Below are 20,127 nucleotides of genomic sequence, written 5' to 3' on the forward strand. Positions count from 1 at the left end.
GGGGCGTGGGAGTCGGCGGGCCGGTCGGACGTCATCGGGGAGGCGGGTGAGGCGGAGCTGCCTGTCATCATAAACGAGTTGCGACGGCCCGCCGCGCGGCCCCGGATGCACGCCGGATGCGCGCAATCCTGTCGATTCAGACAGGAGAAGTTTGTCAGATTGAAAACGCGACGAATCCGGCAGCGCAAACGTACACAAGGAAAAATTTTGCGTGCTTATCTCGAAAATGGTCGCGCCTGTTTTCGGAATGAACCGCGATCGGACCAAATCTGTCCGAAATGGTGAAAATGGCGAGTTGCATCGCCTCCCGTTTACTCCGAGAATCGCGCCTTGCTTTCCCTATGACAGATAGATGCGCCCGCCGGCGTTCGCCGTGCGGTGCGTCGCGCGCACCCGCGTCGCGTCGCCCGCGCGCGGTCGCAAGAGGGCTGCCCGCACCCGAACGCATGGCGCCTCAAGAAGCGCGCCGCGCGGTCGTTAACGCGAGAGAGACCATTCCGTATACCGCTTCGCTCCATGCCTTTGCCGATTGTAATTGCTGACGATTCGCTGCTCGCTCGCAAACTTCTGACAAAGGCGCTGCCGGGAGGCTGGGACGTCGATGTCGCGTATGCCGCGAACGGTCGAGAGGCCTTGGCGCTCTATCGTGACGGCAAAGCTTCCGTAATGTTTCTGGACCTGACGATGCCCGACATGAGCGGATATCAGGTCCTGGAGACACTGCGCCACGAAGATCTGAACACGTTCGTGATCGTGGTATCCGCCGATATCCAGCCGCAGGCGCAAGCACGCGTGCGCGAATTGGGCGCGATCGCATTCGTAGCCAAACCCGTGACGTCGGAGGCATTGCTGCCCATTCTCAAGGAGTATGGGTTGTATGCCTGAATCGGTGTTCACGGCGGAGCAACGCGACGCGTTGCAGGAAATCGCCAATCTCGCCATGGGCCGCGCCGCCGCGCGGCTTGCGTTGCTGCTCGGGCGCTTCATCGAGCTGTCGGTGCCGCGCGTGCGCGTCGTGAAATCGGCCGACGCGGGCGACACCTTGCGCGAGATGACGGGCATTCACGACAACGTGACCGCCGTGCGCCAGGGCTTCCGCTCCGACATCAAGGGCGAGGCGATCGTGCTGTGCCGCACCTCGGGCATCGCGCGGCTCATGTCGGTCGTCGACCGGACGTTCGGCGACGGCGTCTACGGCGGGATGGCGACGCCCGACGAAGTCGTGTTCGACGTCGCGAACGTGCTGATGGGCGCGTGCGTCGCGTCGATCCTCGACGAACTCGGCCGCAAGCCCGTGTTCTTTCCGCCGGGGCTGCTCGGCGCGAACGTGTCGTTCGACGACGTATTCCAGCCGGCCGAGCTCGCATGGAGCGTGGCATTGCTGCTCGAGGTGAACTTCGGGCTCGAGGATCATGCGTTCCGCGCCCACTTCGTGATGTTGATGGCCGAGGATTCGATCCGCCTGATGGGCGACGCGCTCGACGCGTTGCTGTCCGCGCTATGACGGCCGCCGCTCCGTCGCTGAGCGACCTCGTGATCGAGCGGGTGGGCTTCGGCCTGTTCGTGCTCGACCGTTCGATGACCGTGCTGATGTGGAATCGCTTCATGCAGGACCACAGCGGCATCGCGGCTGCCGACGTCATCGGCCGCAACCTGTTCGACTGTTTCCCGGACCTGCCGCGCGCTTGGCTCGCGCGCAAGCTCGAAAGCGTGTTCCAGCTCGGCAGCTTCGCGTTCAGCTCGTGGGAGCAGCGGCCCTACCTGTTCCGCTTCGAGCACGACCGGCCGATCACGGGCGGCGTCGACTTCATGCAGCAGGACTGCACGTTCATGCCGCTCACGCGCGGGCGCGACGTCGAGGCCGTGTGCGTGACGATCTCGGACGTCACGCATGTAAGCGTGATGCAGCGCGAGCGCGAGGAAGCGGTCGCGAAGCTGCGCGAGCACGCGAATCGCGACGGCCTGACCGGCATCGCGAACCGGCGCTTCTTCGAGGCGCGGCTCGGCGACGAGTTCTCGCGCTGGCAACGCTACGGCGGCGACCTGTCGGTGCTGCTGTTCGACCTCGACCATTTCAAGACGATCAACGACCGCCACGGCCATACGGTGGGCGACGCCGTGCTGCGGGAGACGGCGCGCCGCGTCGCGTCGATCGTGCGCGCGCAGGATACGTTCGGCCGCTTCGGCGGCGAGGAATTCGCGCTGCTGCTGCCGTGCACGAATCTCGACGAGGCGATGCGGGTGGCCGACAAGGTGCGCGATGCGATCGGCAGCGTGCCGGTCGACGCCGAGGGCGTCAGCGTGCCGGTGACGGCGAGCGTCGGCGGCACGTGCGCGAGCGAGGGCGCGTTGACCTGCGACGTGCTCGTCAACGAGGCCGACGCCGCGCTCTATCGCGCGAAACGGCTGGGCCGCGACCGCTCGGTCGCCTACGGATAGGCGGGCCTGCCCCGCATCGCGCGGAGCGGGCCCGCCCCGCGCGCGCCGTGCTCAGCTTTTCGCGATGTCGGCCAGCACGCCTGCCAGCACGGCCGGCTGCGACATGAACGGCGAATGGCTGCTGTCGAGCTGGTGGACGTGGGTCGGGTTGCCGGGAGCGAATGCATCGGCTTCGTCGATGAAGCGCTGCTGCAGCGCGGGCAGGATTACGCGATCCTGCAGGCACTTGATGTAGTGGCGGTCGATCGCGCCCCAGCGCGCGGCGGTCGTCGGGATCGCGGTCGCGAACGGCGCGGCCGGCACGTCGCAGGTCATCAGGTTCGCGACGGCTTCGAAGTCGGCCTGCGGCACGTCTTCGTACAGCGCGCGTTTCGTCATCTCGCGGTACGCGGCGTCGCCGTTGCGAGGATCGACGCGCAGCGCGCCCGCGACGCGCGGGCTTGCGAGCATCAGCGGGCCGAGCATCTCGCCCTTGTTCTCGGGCGCGCGCACGTAGTCGAGGCCCGGCACGCCGGTCGCGGGCATGAAGGCCGCCAGATAAACAATCTTGGCGATCTTCTCCGGCGCACGTTCGGCGACCGCCGTGATCGCGAGGCCGCCCATGCTGTGCCCGACGAGCACGACCTTGCCGCGGCCGAGCGCATACGCATCGTCCACGGCCTGCATCACCTGCGTGGCGTAGTCGTCGAGCGTCGTGTTCGCCACCGGCGACGGCTCGGCGCCGAACGCCTCCTTGTCGAGCGGCCGTGCGAGGTAGGACGCGGGAAAGCGGGCGTGGATGCCGTGCGCGGGCAGGTCGCGCGCGATCGACAGGTAGCCGCGCGCGGCCAGCGCCGCCGCGACGTGCGCGTAGCACCACGCGCCATGCCAGGCGCCGTGCACGAGCACGAAAACCGGATGATCGGACTGCGAGGGGGCGATTGCGTGGGTCTCCATGATGTCCGTGTATTTTGAGAAAGCTGTCATCTTAGACGAACCCGACCGCATCCAGATGCGGCCGCGCGGCGCGGTCGCGGCGCCGCGCGCGAGTCGTCCCGCTTGTCTCGTGCGGGCCACATTTCGTCCGGAACCGATTTGAATTTTTCGCGAAGCGCGCTAATTTGTTGCTTTGCCTGCGATTGCGCCCCATGAACGTCGACTATCTCTTCTACCGGAAGCCGGACAAGCCCGGCCCCTACTCGCTCGACGACCTGGGCGACGTCGCGCCGCCGATCGGCCCGGGCGACCTCGTGCGCGCGGGCATCGCGCGCGTGTTCGAGCAGATCGACTGGCGCGAATCGCCCGACGTGCCGGGCGCATGGTTCGGCACCGGCGGCGCGGTGTTCCAGTTCACCGCGGAGCCCGACGGCGGCGTCACGAGCTTCATGGGCTCGCGCCTCGAACGCCGCTCGATGCTGCAGCTCACCCGCGAAATGGGGCTCATTGCGCTCGACCTGCAACGCGACATCGTGTACGGCTGACGCGCGGCCGGCGTCCGTTTCCGCGCATGCAGGGCGCGCCGGCCCGCCGACGGCGTCCGGCAGGCCGCCGGACGCGGCGCGCGCCCGCCATCGAACTTCAAAGATTGCTATACTTCCGCCCAATTCCGGCTTCCAGCCGGTAATTTGCGCCTGTCTGCGTCGATCGTTCGACTATCCCGCACGCATTTGACACCCTGGCCATCCCGGCCGGGCATGGCTTCTTCAATCGCCCCGCGTGGGTGTCTCCGTGGAGCTCGTCTTGGCCGTTTCCCATTCCGTCGTGGACGAACAAGAAACCGATGCCGCTGCCGTCACTTCGGGCAGCTCCTTCTATCTTGCGATGCGCATCCTGCCTGCGATGCAGCGCGATGCGATGTTCCAGGTCTACGCGTTCTGCCGCGCGGTGGACGATATCGCCGACAGCGACCTGCCGCGCGCCGAGCGCAATGCGGGCCTCGATCGCTGGCGCGCGGACATCGACGCGTGCTTCGCCGGCCGGCCGCCGCGCCACCTGGCGGCGCTCGACCGCGAGATCCGCGCATTCAACCTGCAGCGCGACGATTTCCACGCAATGATCGACGGGATGGCGATGGACGCGGCCGAGGACATCTGCGCGCCCGACGAGCCGACGCTCGACCTCTTCTGCGATCGCGTGGCGAGCGCGGCCGGCCGGCTGTCGGTGAGGATTTTCGGGATGCCGGAAGCCGAAGGGATCAAGCTGTCGCACCATCTCGGCCGCGCGCTGCAACTGACCAACATCCTGCGCGACATCGACGACGATGCGGCGATCAACCGTTGCTATCTGCCGCGCGAGCTGCTCGCGCGCGAGGGCATCGCGATCGCCGATCCGGCGACGATCGTGCGCGATCCGGCGCTGCCGCGCGTGTGCGCGACGCTCGTCGAGCGTGCGCTCGAGCATTTCCGCCAGGCCGACGCGGTGATGGATACCTGCGCGCGTGCGCAGGTGAAGGCGCCGCGCATCATGTCGGGCGCGTATCGCTGCATTCTCGACGCCGCGGTTGCACGCGGCTTCGCCGCGCCGCGCGCGCCGCTGCGCAAGCCGAAAGCGCGCATGCTGATGATCGCCGCGCGCTACGCGCTGTTCTGAGCCGACCGAGTCGATGCCCAGGACCGTCCACGTGATCGGCGCCGGCCTTGCCGGCCTGTCGGCCGCGGTCGAGCTGCAACGCCGCGGGCGGCGCATCGTGCTGCACGACGCCCACGCGCATGCGGGCGGCCGCTGCCGCTCATGGTTCGACGGGACGCTGAACACGACGCTCGACAGCGGGTTGCACACGGTGTTCGCGGGACAGACCGCGACGCAGCGCTACCTGCGCGGGATCGGCGCGGCCGGCCAGCTCGCGGGGCCCGCGCTGCCTGAATTTCCGGTCGTCGACGTCGCGTCGCAGCAGCGCTGGACGCTGCGCTTCGGCGCCGGGCGCTGTCCGTCGTGGCTGTTCGACGCCGCATCGCGCGCGCCGGGCACGACGCCGCTCGACTACCTCGCGCTCGCCCCGCTCGCGTGTGCGCGGATGGGCCGCTCGCTCGCACAGACGATGCGATGCGACGGCGTGCTGTGGGAACGCTGGCTGCGGCCGTATTGGCTCGGCGTGCTGAATGTCGAGCCGCGCCACGCGAGCGCCGAGCTTGCACGCGCGGCGCTGTGCGGTGCATTTGCCGCGGGCGGCGCCGGTTGCCGTCCGCTCGTCGCGCGTCACGGGCTCGGCAGTGCGTTCGTCGATCCCGCGCTGCGGATGCTGCAGCACGGCGGCGCGCAGATCCGGCTGAACTCGCGGCTCGACGCGCTCGAATTCGGCGCGCACGGCAATGCGGTCGACGCGGTGGCGATCGGCGGCGAGCGCATCGATCTCGCGCCGGGCGACGCGGTCGTGCTGGCCGTGCCGCCCGAGGTTGCGCAGCCGCTCGTGCCCGAACTCACCGCGCCCGATACGTTCAGCGCGGTCGTCACCGCGTATTTCGCGCTCGAGGCGCCGGCCGGCGGCCCGCTGCAGACGGCCGTCGTCAACGGCGTGGTCGATGCGGTGCGCACCGGCGGCGGCCCGCTCGCGGCGACGATTCGCGACGCCGGCCGCTGGCTCGACACACCGCGCGATACGCTCGCGCGGCGCATCTGGGACGACGTCGCGCGCGTGACGGGCGCGAACCCGGAAACCATCCCCGCGTGGCAGCTCGTGGTCGAGCCGCGCGCGGGTTTTGCGGCGGTGCCGTCGCAGGAAATGAAACGTCCGGCCGTGCGTACGCGCTGGACCAATCTCGTGCTGGCAGGCGACTGGATTGCCACCGGCTTGCCCGCCACGATCGAGGGCGCGATCCGCTCCGGCCAACTGGCCGCGGACGTGCTCCAGACACACTAGAGGGACCGATGAACGATCTCACCGAAATGGCTACCCTGTCCGCCGGCACCGCGCCGGCCGGCGTCGACGCGGCCGTCGCGCGCGCGACCGACGCGCTCCTGGCCGCGCAGAAGGCGGATGGGCACTGGGTCTACGAACTCGAAGCCGATTCGACGATTCCCGCCGAATACGTGCTGCTTGTCCACTATCTCGGCGAAACGCCGAACCTCGAGCTCGAACGGAAGATCGGCCGGTATCTGCGCCGCATCCAGCAGGCGGACGGCGGCTGGCCGCTGTTCACCGACGGCGCGCCGAACATCAGCGCGAGCGTGAAGGCGTATTTCGCGCTGAAGGTGATCGGCGACGACGAGAACGCCGAGCACATGCAGCGCGCGCGTCGCGCGATCCACGCGATGGGCGGCGCCGAGATGTCGAACGTGTTCACGCGCATCCAGCTCGCGCTGTACGGTGCGATTCCGTGGCGCGCGGTGCCGATGATGCCGGTCGAGATCATGCTGCTGCCGCAGTGGTTCCCGTTCCATCTGTCGAAGGTGTCGTACTGGGCGCGCACCGTGATCGTGCCGCTGCTCGTGCTGAACGCGAAGCGCCCGCTCGCGAAGAATCCGCGCGGCGTGCGCATCGACGAGCTGTTCATCGACCCGCCCGTCAATGCGGGGCTGCTGCCGCGCCAGGGTCACCAGAGCGCCGGCTGGTTCGCGTTCTTCCGCGTGGTCGATCATGCGCTGCGCGCGGTCGACGGGCTGTTCCCGAGCTACACGCGCGAACGCGCGGTCCGTCAGGCCGTGGCGTTCGTCGACGAGCGCCTGAACGGCGAGGACGGCCTCGGTGCGATCTACCCGGCGATGGCCAACGCGGTGATGATGTACGACGTGCTCGGCTATGCGGAAGATCATCCGAACCGGGCGCTCGCGCGCAAGTCGGTCGAGAAGCTGCTCGTCGTGCACGAGGACGAAGCGTATTGCCAGCCGTGCCTGTCGCCGGTGTGGGACACGTCGCTCGCGGCGCACGCGCTGCTGGAAACGGGCGACGCGCGCGCGCAGGAAGCCGTGCTGCGCGGCCTCGAATGGCTGCGCCCGCTGCAGATCCTCGACGTGCGCGGCGACTGGATCTCGCGCCGGCCGCACGTGCGGCCCGGCGGCTGGGCGTTCCAGTACGCGAACGCGCACTACCCGGACGTCGACGACACGGCCGTGGTCGTGATGGCGATGGACCGTGCGCAGAAGCTCGAGCAGTCCGATACCTATCGCGAATCGATGGCGCGGGCGCGCGAATGGGTCGTCGGCATGCAGAGCAGCGACGGCGGCTGGGGCGCGTTCGAACCGGAAAACACGCAGTACTACCTGAACAACATCCCGTTCTCGGATCATGGCGCGCTGCTCGATCCGCCGACGTCCGACGTGTCGGGCCGCTGCCTGTCGATGCTGTCGCAGCTCGGCGAGACGCCGCTGAACAGCGAGCCGGCGCGCCGCGCGCTCGACTACATGCTGAAGGAGCAGGAGCCGGACGGCAGCTGGTACGGCCGCTGGGGGATGAACTACGTGTACGGCACGTGGACCGCGCTGTGCTCGCTGAATGCGGCCGGCCTGACGCCGGACGATCCGCGCATGAAGCGCGGCGCGCAGTGGCTGTTGTCGGTCCAGAACAAGGACGGCGGCTGGGGCGAGGACGGCGACAGCTACAAGCTGAACTATCGCGGCTTCGAACAGGCGCCGAGCACGGCGTCGCAGACGGCCTGGGCGCTGCTCGGCCTGATGGCGGCCGGCGAGGTGAACCACCCGGCGGTGGCGCGCGGTGTCGACTACCTGATCGCCAGCCAGAACGACGAGGGCCTGTGGGACGAGACGCGCTTCACGGCGACGGGCTTCCCGCGCGTGTTCTATCTGCGCTACCACGGCTATCGCAAGTTCTTCCCGTTGTGGGCGCTCGCACGCTACCGCAACCTGAAGCGCGACAACGCGACGCGCGTCACGGTCGGGATGTAACGCGTGGCGACGCAACAGCACACCGGCGCGTTGCCCGTCATCGCCGTGACGGGGATGGCGTTCGAGGCGCGCATCGCGCGCGGCGACGGCGTCGAGGCCGTGTTCGCCGCGCGGGCCGACCGGCTCGAGCGTGCGCTGGCCGATGCGACCGCGCGCGGTTGCGCGGGCATCGTCAGCTTCGGCACGGCGGGCGGGCTCGCCCCCGATCTGGCGCCCGGCGCGCTCGTGATCGCGAACGCGATCGACGGGCCGTTCGGCCGGGTGGAGACCGACCCGGGCTGGAGCACGCGGCTCGTCGCCGCGCTGCACGACACGCCGGTCTGGGCGCGCGTCACGCGCGGCACGATCGCGGCCGTCGGTGCGCCGGTCGTCAGCGAACAGGAGAAGACGGCGCTGCACCGCGCGAAGCGCGCGCTCGCCGTCGACATGGAGTCGCACATCGCGGCGGCGTTCGCGGCGTCGCGCGGCGTGCCGTTCGCGGTGTGCCGCGCGATCGTCGATCCGGCGTGGCGCACGTTGCCGCGCGCGGCGACGGCCGGCCTGCGCGACGACGGCAGCACGGCGATCCTGCCGATCCTGCGCGAGCTGCTGAAGCAGCCGTCGCAGCTCGGGCCGCTGCTGCAGGTTGCAGGCGATGCGCGCGCGGCGCGCACGACGCTGATCCAGGCGCGGCACGCGTTCGAGCGTGCGGGCGCGATGCGGATCGTCTGAGCGGCGCGCGCCGCTTTTCCCGCCCTTCCCTTTCCTTCCCGGTTCCCCGTTTCTCGCGGACAAAAAAAGCGCGCTGCGTAATGCAGCGCGCTGTGTCTTTGCGGCGGTCGCCGTTGCGGCGCTACTGCGCGGCCGGGCTGCTCGCCGGCGTTGCCGGTGCAGCAGGTGCAGCCGGTGCCGCCACCGGCGCGCTCGCCGGCGCCGCATGGTCGGCACCCGGATCGTCATACTGCGGCAATCCCGGCGCGGCCGGTGCGTTGTTCGGTTCGCCCGGATCCTCGTAGTTCGGCAGCCCCGGCGCGGCCGGCGCGGATGCGGGCGCGCCGCCCGATGCACCCGGTTCGCTGTAGTTCGGGAGTGCAGCCGACGACGACTGGCTGCGATAGGTCAGCGACTTGCGCTGCTGCAGGTACGCGTCGCGCACGAACGAATACGGATCGAGCGCGGCCTGCTTCAGCAGGTCGGTCGCGCCGAGCAGGTCGGAGCGCGCGCTGATGAACTGCGCGATGTACATCGGGTTGCGCGCGGCCGGCTCGATGTAGTTGAGCAGGTTGAAGCGCACGTCGACCGCGCGGCCCACGCCGTCGCGGAACGTGCTCGGCCCGAACACCGGCAGCACGAGGTACGGGCCCGACGGCATGCCCCAGCGCGCCATCGTCAGGCCGAAATCCTGGTGATGCTTCGGCAGCCCGGCCGGCGTCGCGATGTCGATCAGGCCAGCGACGCCGAACAGCGAGTTCATCGTGATCCGCATCAGATCCTGCGTCGCATCGGTAATGCGCAGCTGCAACAGGTTGTTCGCCATGTTGCCGAGATCGCCGAGGTTCGAGAAGAAGTTGCTGATCGCGGTGCGTACCGGTGTCGGCGTGACCTTCTGGTAACCCTTTGCGATCGGCTGGGCGATGTTCGAATCGACGGTGTCGTTGAACTTGTACATCGCCCGGTTCATCGGTTCGAGCGGGTCGTCGGGATTGCGGTTCGGTCCCGTCGCGCAGCCGGTCAGCATCGCGCTGGCGGCAACGGACGCCGCAATGATTCGCACCTTATTCATTGATTCCTTGCGATTGGTTCTTGGCGCGTTTGACGCGCGGTTTGCCCATCAGGACGGGCTGGAACACCACGGCGCCGATCAGCGTGCAGGTCAGGGCCAGCGCGAGCAGCTTGCCCATGCTCGACGTGCCCGGGTGGTGCGACAGCCACAGGCTGCCGAAAGCGGTCGCCGTCGTCGCGGCGCTGAACAGCACGGCATGCGTGAGGCTGGAGTGCAGCAGCCCCGTCTGCCCCGCGCGCCATGCCATCACGAAATACACCTTGAACGCGACGCCGACGCCGAGCATCAGCGGCAGCGCGATGATGTTCGCGAAGTTGAGCGACATGCCGAGCACGACGCACATCTCGAGCGTCACGACACCCGACACGAGCAGCGGCACCAGCGTGCGCAGCACGTCGCCGAAGCGGCGCAGCGTGATCCAGAGCAGGATCGTGATCGAGATGATCGACCACAGCGCCGCGTGCAGGAACGCGTTGATGATCGTGTCGGCCGAGTGCAGGATCGAGATCGGCCCGCCGATCGCGCCCGGCTCCGCGGCTTTCACGGCCTTGGCGAAACGGCGCAGCATCGTGTCGTCGTTCGGGTCGACGCCCTTCGGCACCTTCGGCGAGATCTGCACGAGCGCATGGCCGTCCGGCGCGACCCAGTCGCGCACGAGCTGCGGCGGCAGCGATTCGCGCGTGATGTCCTGCGGCTGCAGCAGCGAGGCGAGCTGGTCGAGCGCGATGCGCAGCGTGTCGGAGAACGCACGCTCGGCGCGGTCGCGCGTCGCGGCGTCCGCGGCGGCGAGCTTCGCGAGCGACGCCGACAGATGCTGCGCGGCCGCCGCGCCCGGGCCCGGGTGATCCTCTGCCGCATAGCCCAGCAGGTCCGACACGCGCTTGAGCGCGGCGACGCGCTGCGCGTCGGTCGCGGCCGGCGCGGCCGGCTGCGTCAGCGCGGGCAGCAGATCGCTCGCGGCCGCGGCGATCGCCGCGCGCTTGGCCGGCTGGTCGGCGGGGATGAAGGTCGACAGCGTGGTCGTGCGGCCGACTTCGGGCAGCGCTTCGAGGCGCTTCGCGGCTGCGTCGGCGCCGGCGAGCGACGGGGCGAGCAGCGTGACGTCGTTGACGGCCGCTTCGGGCGAATCCTTCAGCGCGAGCAGCGTCGCCATCGATTCGCTGTTCGGGTCCTTCAGGTGCAGCGGGTTGAAGTCGAAGTGCAGGAACGCGAGCAGCGGCAGCGCGCCAATCACGACCAGGAGCGTGCCGATCAGGATCGGCTTGCGGTGGCGATCGAGGTAATCGTCGACCGGCGCGAGCCACGGGAAGCCCGGCGTCTTCGATTCGCCCGGCGGCGCGAACAGGCGCAGCAGCGCGGGCAGCAGCGTGAGCGTGGTCAGCAGGGCGACGAACATCCCGACGCCCGCGATCAGGCCGAGCTCGGACACGCCGCGATAGGCCGTGGGGATGAACGAGAAGAAGCTCGCCGCGACGGCCGCGGTGGCCAGCGCGAGCGGCATGCCCATCGAGTGCGCGGCGCCGATCAGCGCGTGATCGATGCGCGGATCGCGGAAGCGTTCCTCGCGGTACTTCACGCCGTACTGGATCGAGAAATCGACGCCGAGGCCGACGAACAGCACCATGAACGCGACCGAGATCATGTTCAGCGAGCCGACCATCGCGAGGCCGAGCGCGGCGGTCACGACGAGGCCGACGAACAGCGTGACCAGCACCGAGCCGATCATCCGCTTCGAGCGCAGCGCCAGCCACAGGATGACGAGCACGGCGACCAGCGTGAGGGCGCCGTTGAGCGCGGCGCCGTCCTCGACCGACGCGAATTCGTCATCGGCGAGCGGCTGTTCGCCGGTGAGGCGCACGGCCGCGCCGTAGCGCTTCTCGAGGTCGAGCGAACGGGCCGCGTCGCGGATCACCTGGCTGGTTTCCGCGCCGGCCTTCAGCGCACCGTAGTTGACCACGGGCTGCACGGTGACGAACGCGCGCGCGGGCTGCCGCGCCGCGTCGCTGTCGACCAGCGCGCGCCACGAGAACGCGGCCGGCTTGCCGGCCAGCACGTCGTCGACCGTCGCGGCGCTGCGCGCGAGCAGCTTCGCCATCGCGGGCAGTTTCACCTGGCCGGTCAGCAGCGGCTGGCCGAGCGTGGTGGACAGCGTCGTGGCGAGCCCGGTCAGGCTCGGGTTCTTCGCGAGTTCGTTGACGAGCGGGCGCGCGCTCGCGAGCTGCGAGGTGGTGTCGGCGACTTCCTGCGGCGACAGGAACAGCAGCCCATTATGTTCGAAGAACGGCCCGCCGCCGGGCTCGGCGACCTGGCCGATGCGGCCGGCGTCGGCATCCTTCTGCAGTGCAGCGGTCAGCGCGTGGGCGGCGGCGTTCGCGAATTCGGGCGCGGGCGCCTCGACGACCGCGAGGATCGTGCCGTCGCGCTGCGGGAAGGCCCGATCGACGGCCTGGCCGAGCGCGGCCCATTGCGGTTCCGCATCGACGAGCTTGCTGATGTCGGTATTGATCTTGAAATGCTGCGCGACGTACACGCCGCTGAGCGCGGCGATGACGAGCGACAGGACGACGACCCAGACAGGGCGGCGCACCGACCACGCAACGAGTCGGACAATGAGAGAAGTCACCATGTGGCGGTGGGATGGGGCTGGCAAGGGCAAAGTAGCCAAGTATACCGGCGCGGCGTGGCGGCGGTCGTGACGTTGCGGGATTCGGGGCGGGAAGGATATTTGTTCGTGGCGGCGGAATCGGCGCGGGCGCCGATTCATTTGTATGAGGATATTGGCATAATCGGCGCGGTCCTGCTTTGCCGAGGCCGTAACGGGCCGAGTCGAAAGGTAACAGTCGGTCACGGCGCGGCGACCGGGCGTCAGGCCCGGTATACTTTGCGGCGTCGACGGGCACAAGGAGCCGGTCGTTTTTTCTTATCGAGTGCGATATCCGTATGAAACGTCATCTGTTTGCTTTCGTCGCGGCGGCCGCCGTGTCGGTTTCCGCTTTCGCGCAGAGCGCACCGGTCGATATCGTCCGCACCGCGGTCGAGGGCACCGTCACCGCGATGAAGGCCGATCCGGCCGCGCGCGGCGGTGACATGGCGAAGGTCACGCAGGTCGTCGAGCAGCGCTTCCTGCCCGCGACCAACTTCGAGCGCACGACCCGAATCGCGGTCGGCGACGCATGGAAGCAGGCCACGCCGCAACAGCAGCAGGAGCTCTACAAGCAGTTCAAGCTGCTGATGACGCGCACCTATGCCGCGTCGCTCGCGCAGCTCGGCAGCCAGGACGCGAAGTTCTCGTTCAAGGCCGGCGGCGCGTCGGGCGCCGACGCGCTCGTGCAGTCGACGGTCACGACGCCGGGCGACAGCCAGTCGGTCGGCTATCGCCTCGGCAAGGTCGGCAACGACTGGAAGATCTACGACATCGACATGTCGGGCGCGTGGCTGATCCAGGTCTACCAGGGCCAGTTCAAGAGCCAGCTCGCATCGGGCGGGATTGATGGCCTGATCGCGTATCTGCAGAAGCACAACTCGCGCACGAACTGACCGGCCGCTGCGCGGTTCGGAATCCGGATGCATGAGGGGCGCCCTTCGGGCGCCCTTGTCTGTTACCCGGGGCGGGCGCCTGGTGAGCAGTCGAACGACCGATGCGACCGCGCGCCCGGTCGCGCACGCTCAAGTCCAGGCCACCTTCGCGCACATCAAGGCTCGCTGTGCGCGGCCTACTGATACGTCATGGTGAAGGTCAGCACCGCGTTCGCGCTGCCGGGCGTCACGGTGGCGGCCGTCTGGTAGTACCTGGCCGTGAGCGGGATCGTGTAGGAGCCGCCCGTCGATTGGTTGTAGCTCGTCAGCGTGTACTGCGTGTTGTATGTCAGCGCATTGCCGTTGCCGTCCTTCAGTTGCAGTCCGATACCGGTGGCCGTCGAACCGCTCGACAGCGCCAGCACGCCGTTGGTGCTGTCGAGTACGGCATTGACCGGGATGAACTGGTACTGGATCGAGTTCAGGCCTGTCGGGCAGGCGTTGACCGCGACGTTGAACGAGACGGCCTGCTTGTTGGTCGAGCCGATGCCCGTGAATTCCGACTGCAGGGGTGAACCCATGTTGACCGTCACGTTCGGCGTGGTGCAAGCCGCCACGTTGACGATGGTCGAGGTCAGCGCATACGACACATGGTTCGAAGCGGAGACCGTAAACGGGCCGTTGATGTTTGCGCCCCCTGTCGAGGGCGCTCCCTCGAACAGCACGCCGCCCGTCACCGTGCCCGCCGTGATGGCGCCGGTCTTGACCAGCGCCACCTGAGCCTGGCCACCGTTGGTGACCAGACTGCTCGTACCGTTTTGGTTACAGGCCCACCCGGCCCAGGGGCTGGGTAGCGGCGGCCTCGGCGTGCCGAGATCGTCCCATGGCTGCCATCCACAACCGTTCGCATAGGAACGCACGCCGATCGCGACACCGACGCCCGGCACATTGGTATTCCAGACCGTATAGGCCACACCGTTCGGCCCGGCCACCGTCATGCCGGTCTTGGTCAACGACAACGCTTCGAAGGCCATACCCGAGAATGCAGAACCCGACACGGTGCAACTATAGAAGTTGGTGACGGCCGGAGTACTGGCCCAGGCAGTCAGCACCGTACCGATCGCGGCGTCGCGCGGGATCGTCACCGAAGCCGGCATCGAGATCGTCACCGTCTGCGCCGTGCCCGTGCAAACGGCGCTCTGCGCGAACGCGGCGCGCGAACCCGGACCAAGCATCAACGCTACCAGCGCGAGCAGCCAGAACACCACGCGGCCCCAGCCGCGCGCCGATTTCGCCTGCCGGCGCGTCGCGGTCGAATATTCGTTTCGTTTCATGACCTCTCCCAGTTTCATCGCACCCGCATCGCTCATTTCGTGCATACCGCCTCCGCCTCGGTCCAGCTTTGCCGGCTCGTCTTGCTCGCCGGCGCAAGCGTGTAGGACAGCGAACAGCCCTCGGCCGCCGTGTCGCCCCACTTCACGTTCAGCGTGCCGGTATCCGTCTTCACGCCGCGCAGGACGACGCGGCCATCCTGTGCCACGGTGCCGACGTTCTGCCCCGCCGCGTCGCTCACCTCCGCGCCGAACGGAACCGGCTCGCCGTCCGTCGTGCGCGCGCGCATGATCACCGCGCGCCCGCCGCCTTCGGTCTCGAACTTCAGCCGCACCACCGCGCCCGCGGTTGGCGCGACGTGCTGCGCGCTCGACTTCAGCTCGACACTCATCGGCACGCCCTTGGGATCGATCTCGACCTCATTGGTCGAGAATGGCGTGAGGTTCGCCGCCAGCGCATGGCCGAACGGATCGATGCGCAGGCCGCTGCCGGTCGTCACGCGCGCTCCGCTCGCATCCTTGGCCTCGACGATCGCCAACGTTTCGCCCATGGTCGGCGTCAGGACCAGGCCGCCGGCGTAGCCCACCATGCCGCCCGAGATACCGCCGCCGTACTGCGTGAAGCCGGTGCCCTTCGACGCATTGCCCGCGAAGGTCGCATAGGGCGACAGGTAGGACGCGCTGCCGCCCACGCTGGTGGCTGTAGCCGCGCCATTGCCGCTGGTGTGGCCGATGGTCATGCCGTAGCTGAGTGCGTTGTCGACGCCGAGCGAACCCGCCATCGACTCCTGGGCCACGGTCGCGCCGTTGCTGTCGTGCTGCAGGCTGGTCGACGCGTACACCGAGTGCGAACCGAGGTTCAACGGTATCGATACATTCAGCAGGAAGCGGTTGTCCCAGCGGTTTTGCGTCACGTCGAACTGGCGCGCGGCCGATATGCCGTAGTTGACGCGCCCGAAATTGTTGTTGTAGCCGGCCTGGAACTGCGTGTCGTTACCGCCGCGATTCCAGTAGGTGACAGTCGAGCCCGACAGGTAGAACGATCCCCAGCCTTCCGGCAGGCGCTGGTTGAGCATCACCTGGAACTGGCCACGGAGCCTGTTGCTCGACGTCTGGCCGTTCACGCTACTCGCCGGTTGTTCACGGAACTGCATTGCATCCTGCAGGCCCAGGTAGCCGCTGCTCGAATAGCGATAGGCAGCCACCGCGATATTGGTGTCGGTCCGACTGATCAGCTTGCTGTACGAGAGCTTCACACTCTGGCCGTGACGCGTATCCATCGCCGGCAGATCGGTGTTGGCCTGCGTGATGTCGAGGGCGAACGCGCCCAGCCCGGTATTGAGCGCGGCGCCGACCACGCTGGCCAGATAGCCGGGGGCGACCGTCACGCCGCCGTAACCCGTGATCAGGTTGGTGAAACCATGTTGCGCGGTTGCCTGAAACAGCGCCGGCTTGCCCGGCAGCAACGGATTGCGATACTCGCCGGCCGTCACGCTGAAATGCGTGATGCCGGGCCGCAGCGAATTGACGGCCGTCGCATACGGCACCTTGAAGGTATGGACGCTGCCGTCGGCCTCGGTCACGACGACGTCGAGATCGCCGCCGTAACCGGTCGGATAGAGATCGTCGATCACGAACGGGCCGGTTGCGACGTTCCCGCTGTAGATGATGTTGCCGTTCTGGCGCACCTGCACCAGCGCATTGCTGTTGGCGATGCCGTGGATGGTCGGTGCGTAGCCGCGTTGCGATTCCGGATACATGCGCTCGTCGCTGGCGATCCGCACGCCGCGAAAGCCCACGCTGTCGAACATCGTGCCGTCGGTGAACGCGTCGCCGATCACGAGTTGCGCCTTCAGGCCCGCGATCGAGCGCTGCAGGCTGGTCTGCACGCTTTGATAGTGCGAACCGCCATGCGTGTCGTACGTATAGTTGCCGTTGTGGCGGAAGCGCCAGGGGCCGGCATTCAAGCCGGCGGTCAGGCCGAGGAAGGCCTGGGTCGACGACGAGCCCGGATTGTCGGAATGGTACAGGTTGCCGCTGTACGACAGCAGCGCGGCCGGCACGCCCTCGTCCCAGTAGCGCGGGTCCACGTAGCCGCGCGCGTCTCGGCTGAGCGACGCCTGCGGGATGCTGACATCGAGCCTCTGCTCGCCATTGTCGAAGCTCGCGAAGGCGTCCGGTACCAGCATGCCGATCGTTGTGCAGGCCTGGCGATCGTCCGTCAGCATGCGCGTCGCTTCCTGCGACAGCTTCGCGATATCGACCCCGACCTGTTGCAGCAGTTCGCGATCGAAGCAGGGCTGGACGTTGTTCCGGTCGGTGCCGATCTGGCGCAGCGTGATCCCCGTGCGACCGATCCAGTTCGTGTTGACGAACAGGTCGACGCGATATGAACCCGGCTCTGCCACGTTGCCCTTTTCGAAGCGGCTGACATCCACCCGCGTGCTGCCCGGGCGTTGCAGGAACTGGTCGTCGAACTGGACCTCCGCCACTTGCGTGGCGCCGGCTCCGGCGTCGACGGTTGCCGCCGGCGCGTCCACCGACGCGAACACCGACAGCGCAAGCATGAAGCACGGGCGCAGACGCCAGCGCATGGACAAAGGCAAGCTGGAAATGCGTTGAATCACGATAGTCAGCCGAGCGTGAGCAAGCCTGCACCCTGCCCGGGGCGAGCATGCTCGATCTTGCGTTTGGAGGGGCGTGGCGCGCTACCCGCGCCTTGCGCGACGGAGGGGATCGGCCGTGCGTTACGGCGCCGGCGCGGCAGCGCCGGACTGCAACGGCGCCGTGCCGTTGACCGCACCGCCGTAGTCGTTCAGCGTCGTGTAGTGCACGCTGGCGCCGGCCGCTTCGGGCACATCGCCCTTCAGCGGGAACGCGCGCGTTTCGCCGGGGCCGACCATGCCGCCGTCGTCGAAGACCGCGCTGCGCTCGCCCGCCTGCACGCTGATCATGGTCAGCGACACATGGAACGGCGTCGGGTTATTCGCCTCGATGGCCGGCTTGCCGCCGGCCCGCGTGAGGCGCCAGGTGAGCTGTGCCGGCGCGTCGGCCGACGATCCCTTGAGCTTGCCCGGGCGATAGAACAGCTTGATGCGCGAGCGGAACGCGAGCTGGATCCGGTTCAGGTCCGCGTCCTCCGCTTTCGGTTTGGGCGGCACTTCGAGCACGTTGAGCCAGAACACCGACTCGCGATCCGCCGGCATCGGTTCGCCCGTATAGACGATGCGCAGCGTCTGCGCCTTGGACGGATCGATTCGCGCGATCGGCGGCGTGACGATGAACGGCACCTTGATACCGGTCGGTGCGCCGTGCACGTCGCCTGAATCGATCCACGACTGCACGAGTGCAGGCGTCTGCCCCGCATTCGACAGCTTGAGCGTGACCTCGGATTCGCCAGCATCGTAGATCACGCGCGTGCCGCCGATGACCACCGACGCGTCGGCGGGCGTTGCGAGATAACTGAACCATGCGATGCCCGCGGCGGCGAACGCGAATCGGAGTGATTTTTTCAAATTCATGGCTGAAATGATTCAGGTACCTTGCATGAGGTGGGGAGCGAATTCACGCCGCCCCACCTGTTACTTGTATGGACAACTAATCAGTTGGTCACTGATAAATGAGCGAGTACATGACGCTCGACGTCGCCGCGCCGGCCGTTGCAGCGCCGGTCGCAACGTATTGCGCGTAGTAGTTCAGCGTTGCCGCGCCGGCGGCACTGATTGCGGCCGACTTCGAATTCTGCGATGCGTCCGGTGCGCCGAGCTGGATTCGCGAGTAGTCGCTGTTCAGCAGGCCGATCTCGACGTTGGTCGCGCCACCCGTGGCCACGATCAGGTTGCCGGTGGCGGAGTCGACCGTCGGGCCCGGTTCGAAGTAGGTGTGGACGTTGCCCGACGCGGGCGTACAGGCCGTGAGCGCAATCGAGAAGCCCTGGCGGCCGGCATACTGGCCGGCGGTGGCCAGCGCGCTGGTCGATACCGGCAGCAGCGTGACACTGAAGTTGTTCGAGCCGCTGCCGTTGCCGTTGATCGTGCAGGTTTGTGCGGTCACGCTGCCGTTGAACGTAATCGTGCCGTCTGCCGCGGACGCGATCGAGGAAACAGTGGCAGCAGCCACGAGCAGCAGGGTGGAGATGAGCTTGGTTTGCATGGTTGTCGGTTTCGGAAATGATCTGGATGGACTGACGACGCCGAGGCGCTTTTCACTCGATAACGCCACGCGACATCCAACGGCAACCCGGTGAGGCGTTGTGCAGTCGAAAATTATGTTCTCGACTGGGTTACATTTGGACAGGGCTGGATCTTACCGACCGCGACACGCTGCTGTATGAACAATTGTGACTTAGCGATGCACAACGAATGTGCGCTGCGGTGTTCGACCGAACGGCACGGGCGCCGGCGGGCCGTTGCTCGTTGCCGCGCGTCACCAACCGGCGTCGGCGGGACCGCGCGCCGCTCGACGACGTCACGCGCCCGACGGCGCGGTTCGCCCGGATGCCGCCTGGCGAGTCGAGTGAGGCGCAAGGATCCCGCCGCCCCGGAGGGAACGCGATCCGGCGAATATGAAACGGGACGAAGAATCGTGACTGCGGCGCAGCCGATGCGCCGGGCTACCGCCGCCGATGCTCGACCGCGAACTTGATCAGCTCGGCCTGCCCTTCGATCTCCAGCTTGCGCTTCAGATTGAGCCGGTGCGTCTCGACCGTGCGCACCGACAGCGCCGTCTGCTGCGCGATCTGCTTGCTCGACAAACCCTCGGCCAGCATGTCGAGGATGTCGCGCTCGCGCGGCGTCAGCCGGTCGAGCGGCGACGTGGTGGCGCGTGCGTGGATCATCCGCGCGGCGAGCCCTTCGCTGAAGAACGTCTGGCCGGCCAGCACCGCGCCGATCGCACGGACGATCTCGCTCGCGGGCGAATCCTTCAGCAGGTAGCCGCTCGCGCCGGCGCGCACGGCCTGCGTCACGTATTCGAGGTTGTCGTGCATCGACAGCATCAGCACGCGGATGCCCGGAAAGCGCTCGTGGAACACGCCCGCGAGCGTGATGCCGTTCATCCCGTTCATGCCGACGTCCATCAGCGCGAGATCGGGTTCGAGCGACGCGGCAAGCGCGAGCGCCTCGTCGGCGTTGCCGGCCTCGCCGATCACGGACAGGTCGGCCGCTTCGAGCCGCATCCGCAAGCCGTCGCGCACGAGCGGGTGATCGTCGACGAGCAGCAGTCGGGCGGCGGGCCGGGCGGTGTCGGGGGCGCTCATGGGCA

18 protein-coding genes are annotated in these 20,127 nt (G+C 68.0%); 10 read left to right on the forward strand and 8 right to left on the reverse strand.

The genetic code is table 11. The features are described from left to right. The 4 genes from GQ56_RS46610 to GQ56_RS0122770 form a co-directional block, all read left to right on the forward strand. Positions 1–285, forward strand: a 285-nt coding sequence (locus GQ56_RS46610; protein ID WP_235212743.1) for a hypothetical protein, incomplete at its 5' end; no start/stop codon positions are given. A gap of 231 nt (positions 286–516) precedes the next feature. After that, positions 517–885 (forward strand): response regulator, encoded by a 369-nt coding sequence (locus GQ56_RS0122760; RefSeq protein ID WP_021161390.1) that lies wholly within the window; start codon positions 517–519, stop codon positions 883–885. Then, complete coding sequence (locus GQ56_RS0122765; RefSeq protein WP_031400830.1) at positions 878–1,504, forward strand: chemotaxis protein CheC; 627 nt, start codon at positions 878–880, stop codon at positions 1,502–1,504. The genes GQ56_RS0122760 and GQ56_RS0122765 overlap by 8 nt, the downstream gene beginning before the upstream one ends. Next, a complete protein-coding gene (locus tag GQ56_RS0122770) occupies positions 1,501–2,439 on the forward strand; it encodes a GGDEF domain-containing protein (RefSeq protein WP_031400831.1) in 939 nt (312 codons plus the stop codon). The genes GQ56_RS0122765 and GQ56_RS0122770 overlap by 4 nt, the downstream gene beginning before the upstream one ends. A 51-nt stretch (positions 2,440–2,490) precedes the next feature. Here GQ56_RS0122770 and GQ56_RS0122775 read toward each other — a convergent pair whose 3' ends face one another. After that, positions 2,491–3,375 carry an alpha/beta fold hydrolase gene (locus tag GQ56_RS0122775; protein ID WP_031400832.1) on the reverse strand — a complete coding sequence of 295 codons (885 nt, stop codon included), beginning with the start codon at positions 3,373–3,375 and terminating at the stop codon, positions 2,491–2,493. A gap of 191 nt (positions 3,376–3,566) precedes the next feature. Here GQ56_RS0122775 and GQ56_RS0122780 point away from each other — a divergent pair, with 191 nt between their 5' ends. The 5 genes from GQ56_RS0122780 (at position 3,567) to GQ56_RS0122800 (ending at position 8,967) form a co-directional block, all read left to right on the forward strand. After that, the gene (locus GQ56_RS0122780) at positions 3,567–3,899 is read left to right on the forward strand and encodes a hypothetical protein (protein ID WP_031400833.1); all 333 of its coding nucleotides are present in this window, start codon (positions 3,567–3,569) and stop codon (positions 3,897–3,899) included. 259 nt (positions 3,900–4,158) lie between these two features. Next, the gene (gene hpnD, locus GQ56_RS0122785) at positions 4,159–5,007 is read left to right on the forward strand and encodes a presqualene diphosphate synthase HpnD (RefSeq protein WP_031400834.1); all 849 of its coding nucleotides are present in this window, start codon (positions 4,159–4,161) and stop codon (positions 5,005–5,007) included. 13 nt (positions 5,008–5,020) lie between these two features. Beyond that, on the forward strand, positions 5,021–6,274 hold the full coding sequence (hpnE, locus tag GQ56_RS0122790) for a hydroxysqualene dehydroxylase HpnE (RefSeq protein ID WP_031400835.1): 1,254 nt from the start codon (positions 5,021–5,023) through the stop codon (positions 6,272–6,274). Positions 6,275–6,282: 8 nt separating this feature from the next. Beyond that, positions 6,283–8,256, forward strand: coding sequence for a squalene--hopene cyclase (gene shc / locus GQ56_RS0122795; RefSeq protein ID WP_031400836.1), 1,974 nt, complete (start codon positions 6,283–6,285; stop codon positions 8,254–8,256). Between the two features lie 3 nt (positions 8,257–8,259). Continuing rightward, positions 8,260–8,967, forward strand: coding sequence for a phosphorylase (locus tag GQ56_RS0122800; protein ID WP_031400837.1), 708 nt, complete (start codon positions 8,260–8,262; stop codon positions 8,965–8,967). Between the two features lie 121 nt (positions 8,968–9,088). On the opposite strand, the gene GQ56_RS0122805 is transcribed toward GQ56_RS0122800, so the two are convergent. Continuing rightward, positions 9,089–10,018 carry an MlaA family lipoprotein gene (locus tag GQ56_RS0122805; protein ID WP_031400838.1) on the reverse strand — a complete coding sequence of 310 codons (930 nt, stop codon included), beginning with the start codon at positions 10,016–10,018 and terminating at the stop codon, positions 9,089–9,091. Then, complete coding sequence (gene hpnN, locus GQ56_RS0122810) at positions 10,011–12,644, reverse strand: hopanoid transporter HpnN (protein WP_031400839.1); 2,634 nt, start codon at positions 12,642–12,644, stop codon at positions 10,011–10,013. The genes GQ56_RS0122805 and hpnN overlap by 8 nt, the downstream gene beginning before the upstream one ends. Positions 12,645–12,958: 314 nt before the next feature. On the opposite strand from hpnN, the gene GQ56_RS0122815 reads away from it, so the two are divergent. After that, positions 12,959–13,555, forward strand: a complete 597-nt coding sequence (locus GQ56_RS0122815; RefSeq protein ID WP_031400840.1) for an MlaC/ttg2D family ABC transporter substrate-binding protein — start codon at positions 12,959–12,961, stop codon at positions 13,553–13,555. A gap of 176 nt (positions 13,556–13,731) precedes the next feature. Here GQ56_RS0122815 and GQ56_RS0122820 read toward each other — a convergent pair whose 3' ends face one another. The 5 genes from GQ56_RS0122820 to GQ56_RS0122840 form a co-directional block, all read right to left on the reverse strand. Next, the gene (locus GQ56_RS0122820) at positions 13,732–14,913 is read right to left on the reverse strand and encodes a fimbrial protein (protein ID WP_043301599.1); all 1,182 of its coding nucleotides are present in this window, start codon (positions 14,911–14,913) and stop codon (positions 13,732–13,734) included. Further along, positions 14,901–17,459 (reverse strand): fimbria/pilus outer membrane usher protein, encoded by a 2,559-nt coding sequence (locus GQ56_RS0122825; RefSeq protein ID WP_052007318.1) that lies wholly within the window; start codon positions 17,457–17,459, stop codon positions 14,901–14,903. Before GQ56_RS0122825 ends, GQ56_RS0122820 begins: the two co-directional genes overlap by 13 nt. 153 nt (positions 17,460–17,612) lie before the next feature. After that, positions 17,613–18,386: a fimbria/pilus periplasmic chaperone gene (locus GQ56_RS0122830; RefSeq protein WP_031400843.1), complete on the reverse strand. Its 774-nt coding sequence runs from the start codon at positions 18,384–18,386 to the stop codon at positions 17,613–17,615. Between the two features lie 88 nt (positions 18,387–18,474). Continuing rightward, on the reverse strand, positions 18,475–19,017 hold the full coding sequence (locus GQ56_RS0122835; protein ID WP_031400844.1) for a fimbrial protein: 543 nt from the start codon (positions 19,015–19,017) through the stop codon (positions 18,475–18,477). A gap of 460 nt (positions 19,018–19,477) precedes the next feature. Further along, complete coding sequence (locus tag GQ56_RS0122840) at positions 19,478–20,122, reverse strand: response regulator (RefSeq protein ID WP_031400845.1); 645 nt, start codon at positions 20,120–20,122, stop codon at positions 19,478–19,480. Positions 20,123–20,127 lie beyond the last annotated feature (5 nt).

The organism is Burkholderia paludis, from assembly GCF_000732615.1.
In the GTDB taxonomy this organism is placed as follows: Bacteria; Pseudomonadota; Gammaproteobacteria; order Burkholderiales; family Burkholderiaceae; genus Burkholderia; species Burkholderia paludis.

What these genes read in the sequence shown, in the direction of transcription:
- GQ56_RS0122840 (WP_031400845.1), bottom strand. Translation starts at nt 20,122, where the DNA reads ATGAGCGCCCCCGACACCGCCCGGCCCGCCGCCCGACTGCTGCTCGTC.
- shc (WP_031400836.1), top strand. Translation starts at nt 6,283, where the DNA reads ATGAACGATCTCACCGAAATGGCTACCCTGTCCGCCGGCACCGCGCCG.
- hpnN (WP_031400839.1), bottom strand. Translation starts at nt 12,644, where the DNA reads ATGGTGACTTCTCTCATTGTCCGACTCGTTGCGTGGTCGGTGCGCCGC.
- GQ56_RS0122815 (WP_031400840.1), top strand. Translation starts at nt 12,959, where the DNA reads ATGAAACGTCATCTGTTTGCTTTCGTCGCGGCGGCCGCCGTGTCGGTT.
- GQ56_RS0122760 (WP_021161390.1), top strand. Translation starts at nt 517, where the DNA reads ATGCCTTTGCCGATTGTAATTGCTGACGATTCGCTGCTCGCTCGCAAA.
- GQ56_RS0122820 (WP_043301599.1), bottom strand. Translation starts at nt 14,913, where the DNA reads ATGCACGAAATGAGCGATGCGGGTGCGATGAAACTGGGAGAGGTCATG.
- GQ56_RS0122825 (WP_052007318.1), bottom strand. Translation starts at nt 17,459, where the DNA reads ATGCGCTGGCGTCTGCGCCCGTGCTTCATGCTTGCGCTGTCGGTGTTC.
- GQ56_RS0122770 (WP_031400831.1), top strand. Translation starts at nt 1,501, where the DNA reads ATGACGGCCGCCGCTCCGTCGCTGAGCGACCTCGTGATCGAGCGGGTG.
- GQ56_RS0122805 (WP_031400838.1), bottom strand. Translation starts at nt 10,018, where the DNA reads ATGAATAAGGTGCGAATCATTGCGGCGTCCGTTGCCGCCAGCGCGATG.
- GQ56_RS0122780 (WP_031400833.1), top strand. Translation starts at nt 3,567, where the DNA reads ATGAACGTCGACTATCTCTTCTACCGGAAGCCGGACAAGCCCGGCCCC.
- GQ56_RS0122775 (WP_031400832.1), bottom strand. Translation starts at nt 3,375, where the DNA reads ATGGAGACCCACGCAATCGCCCCCTCGCAGTCCGATCATCCGGTTTTC.
- GQ56_RS0122835 (WP_031400844.1), bottom strand. Translation starts at nt 19,017, where the DNA reads ATGCAAACCAAGCTCATCTCCACCCTGCTGCTCGTGGCTGCTGCCACT.
- GQ56_RS0122830 (WP_031400843.1), bottom strand. Translation starts at nt 18,386, where the DNA reads ATGAATTTGAAAAAATCACTCCGATTCGCGTTCGCCGCCGCGGGCATC.
- GQ56_RS0122765 (WP_031400830.1), top strand. Translation starts at nt 878, where the DNA reads ATGCCTGAATCGGTGTTCACGGCGGAGCAACGCGACGCGTTGCAGGAA.
- hpnE (WP_031400835.1), top strand. Translation starts at nt 5,021, where the DNA reads ATGCCCAGGACCGTCCACGTGATCGGCGCCGGCCTTGCCGGCCTGTCG.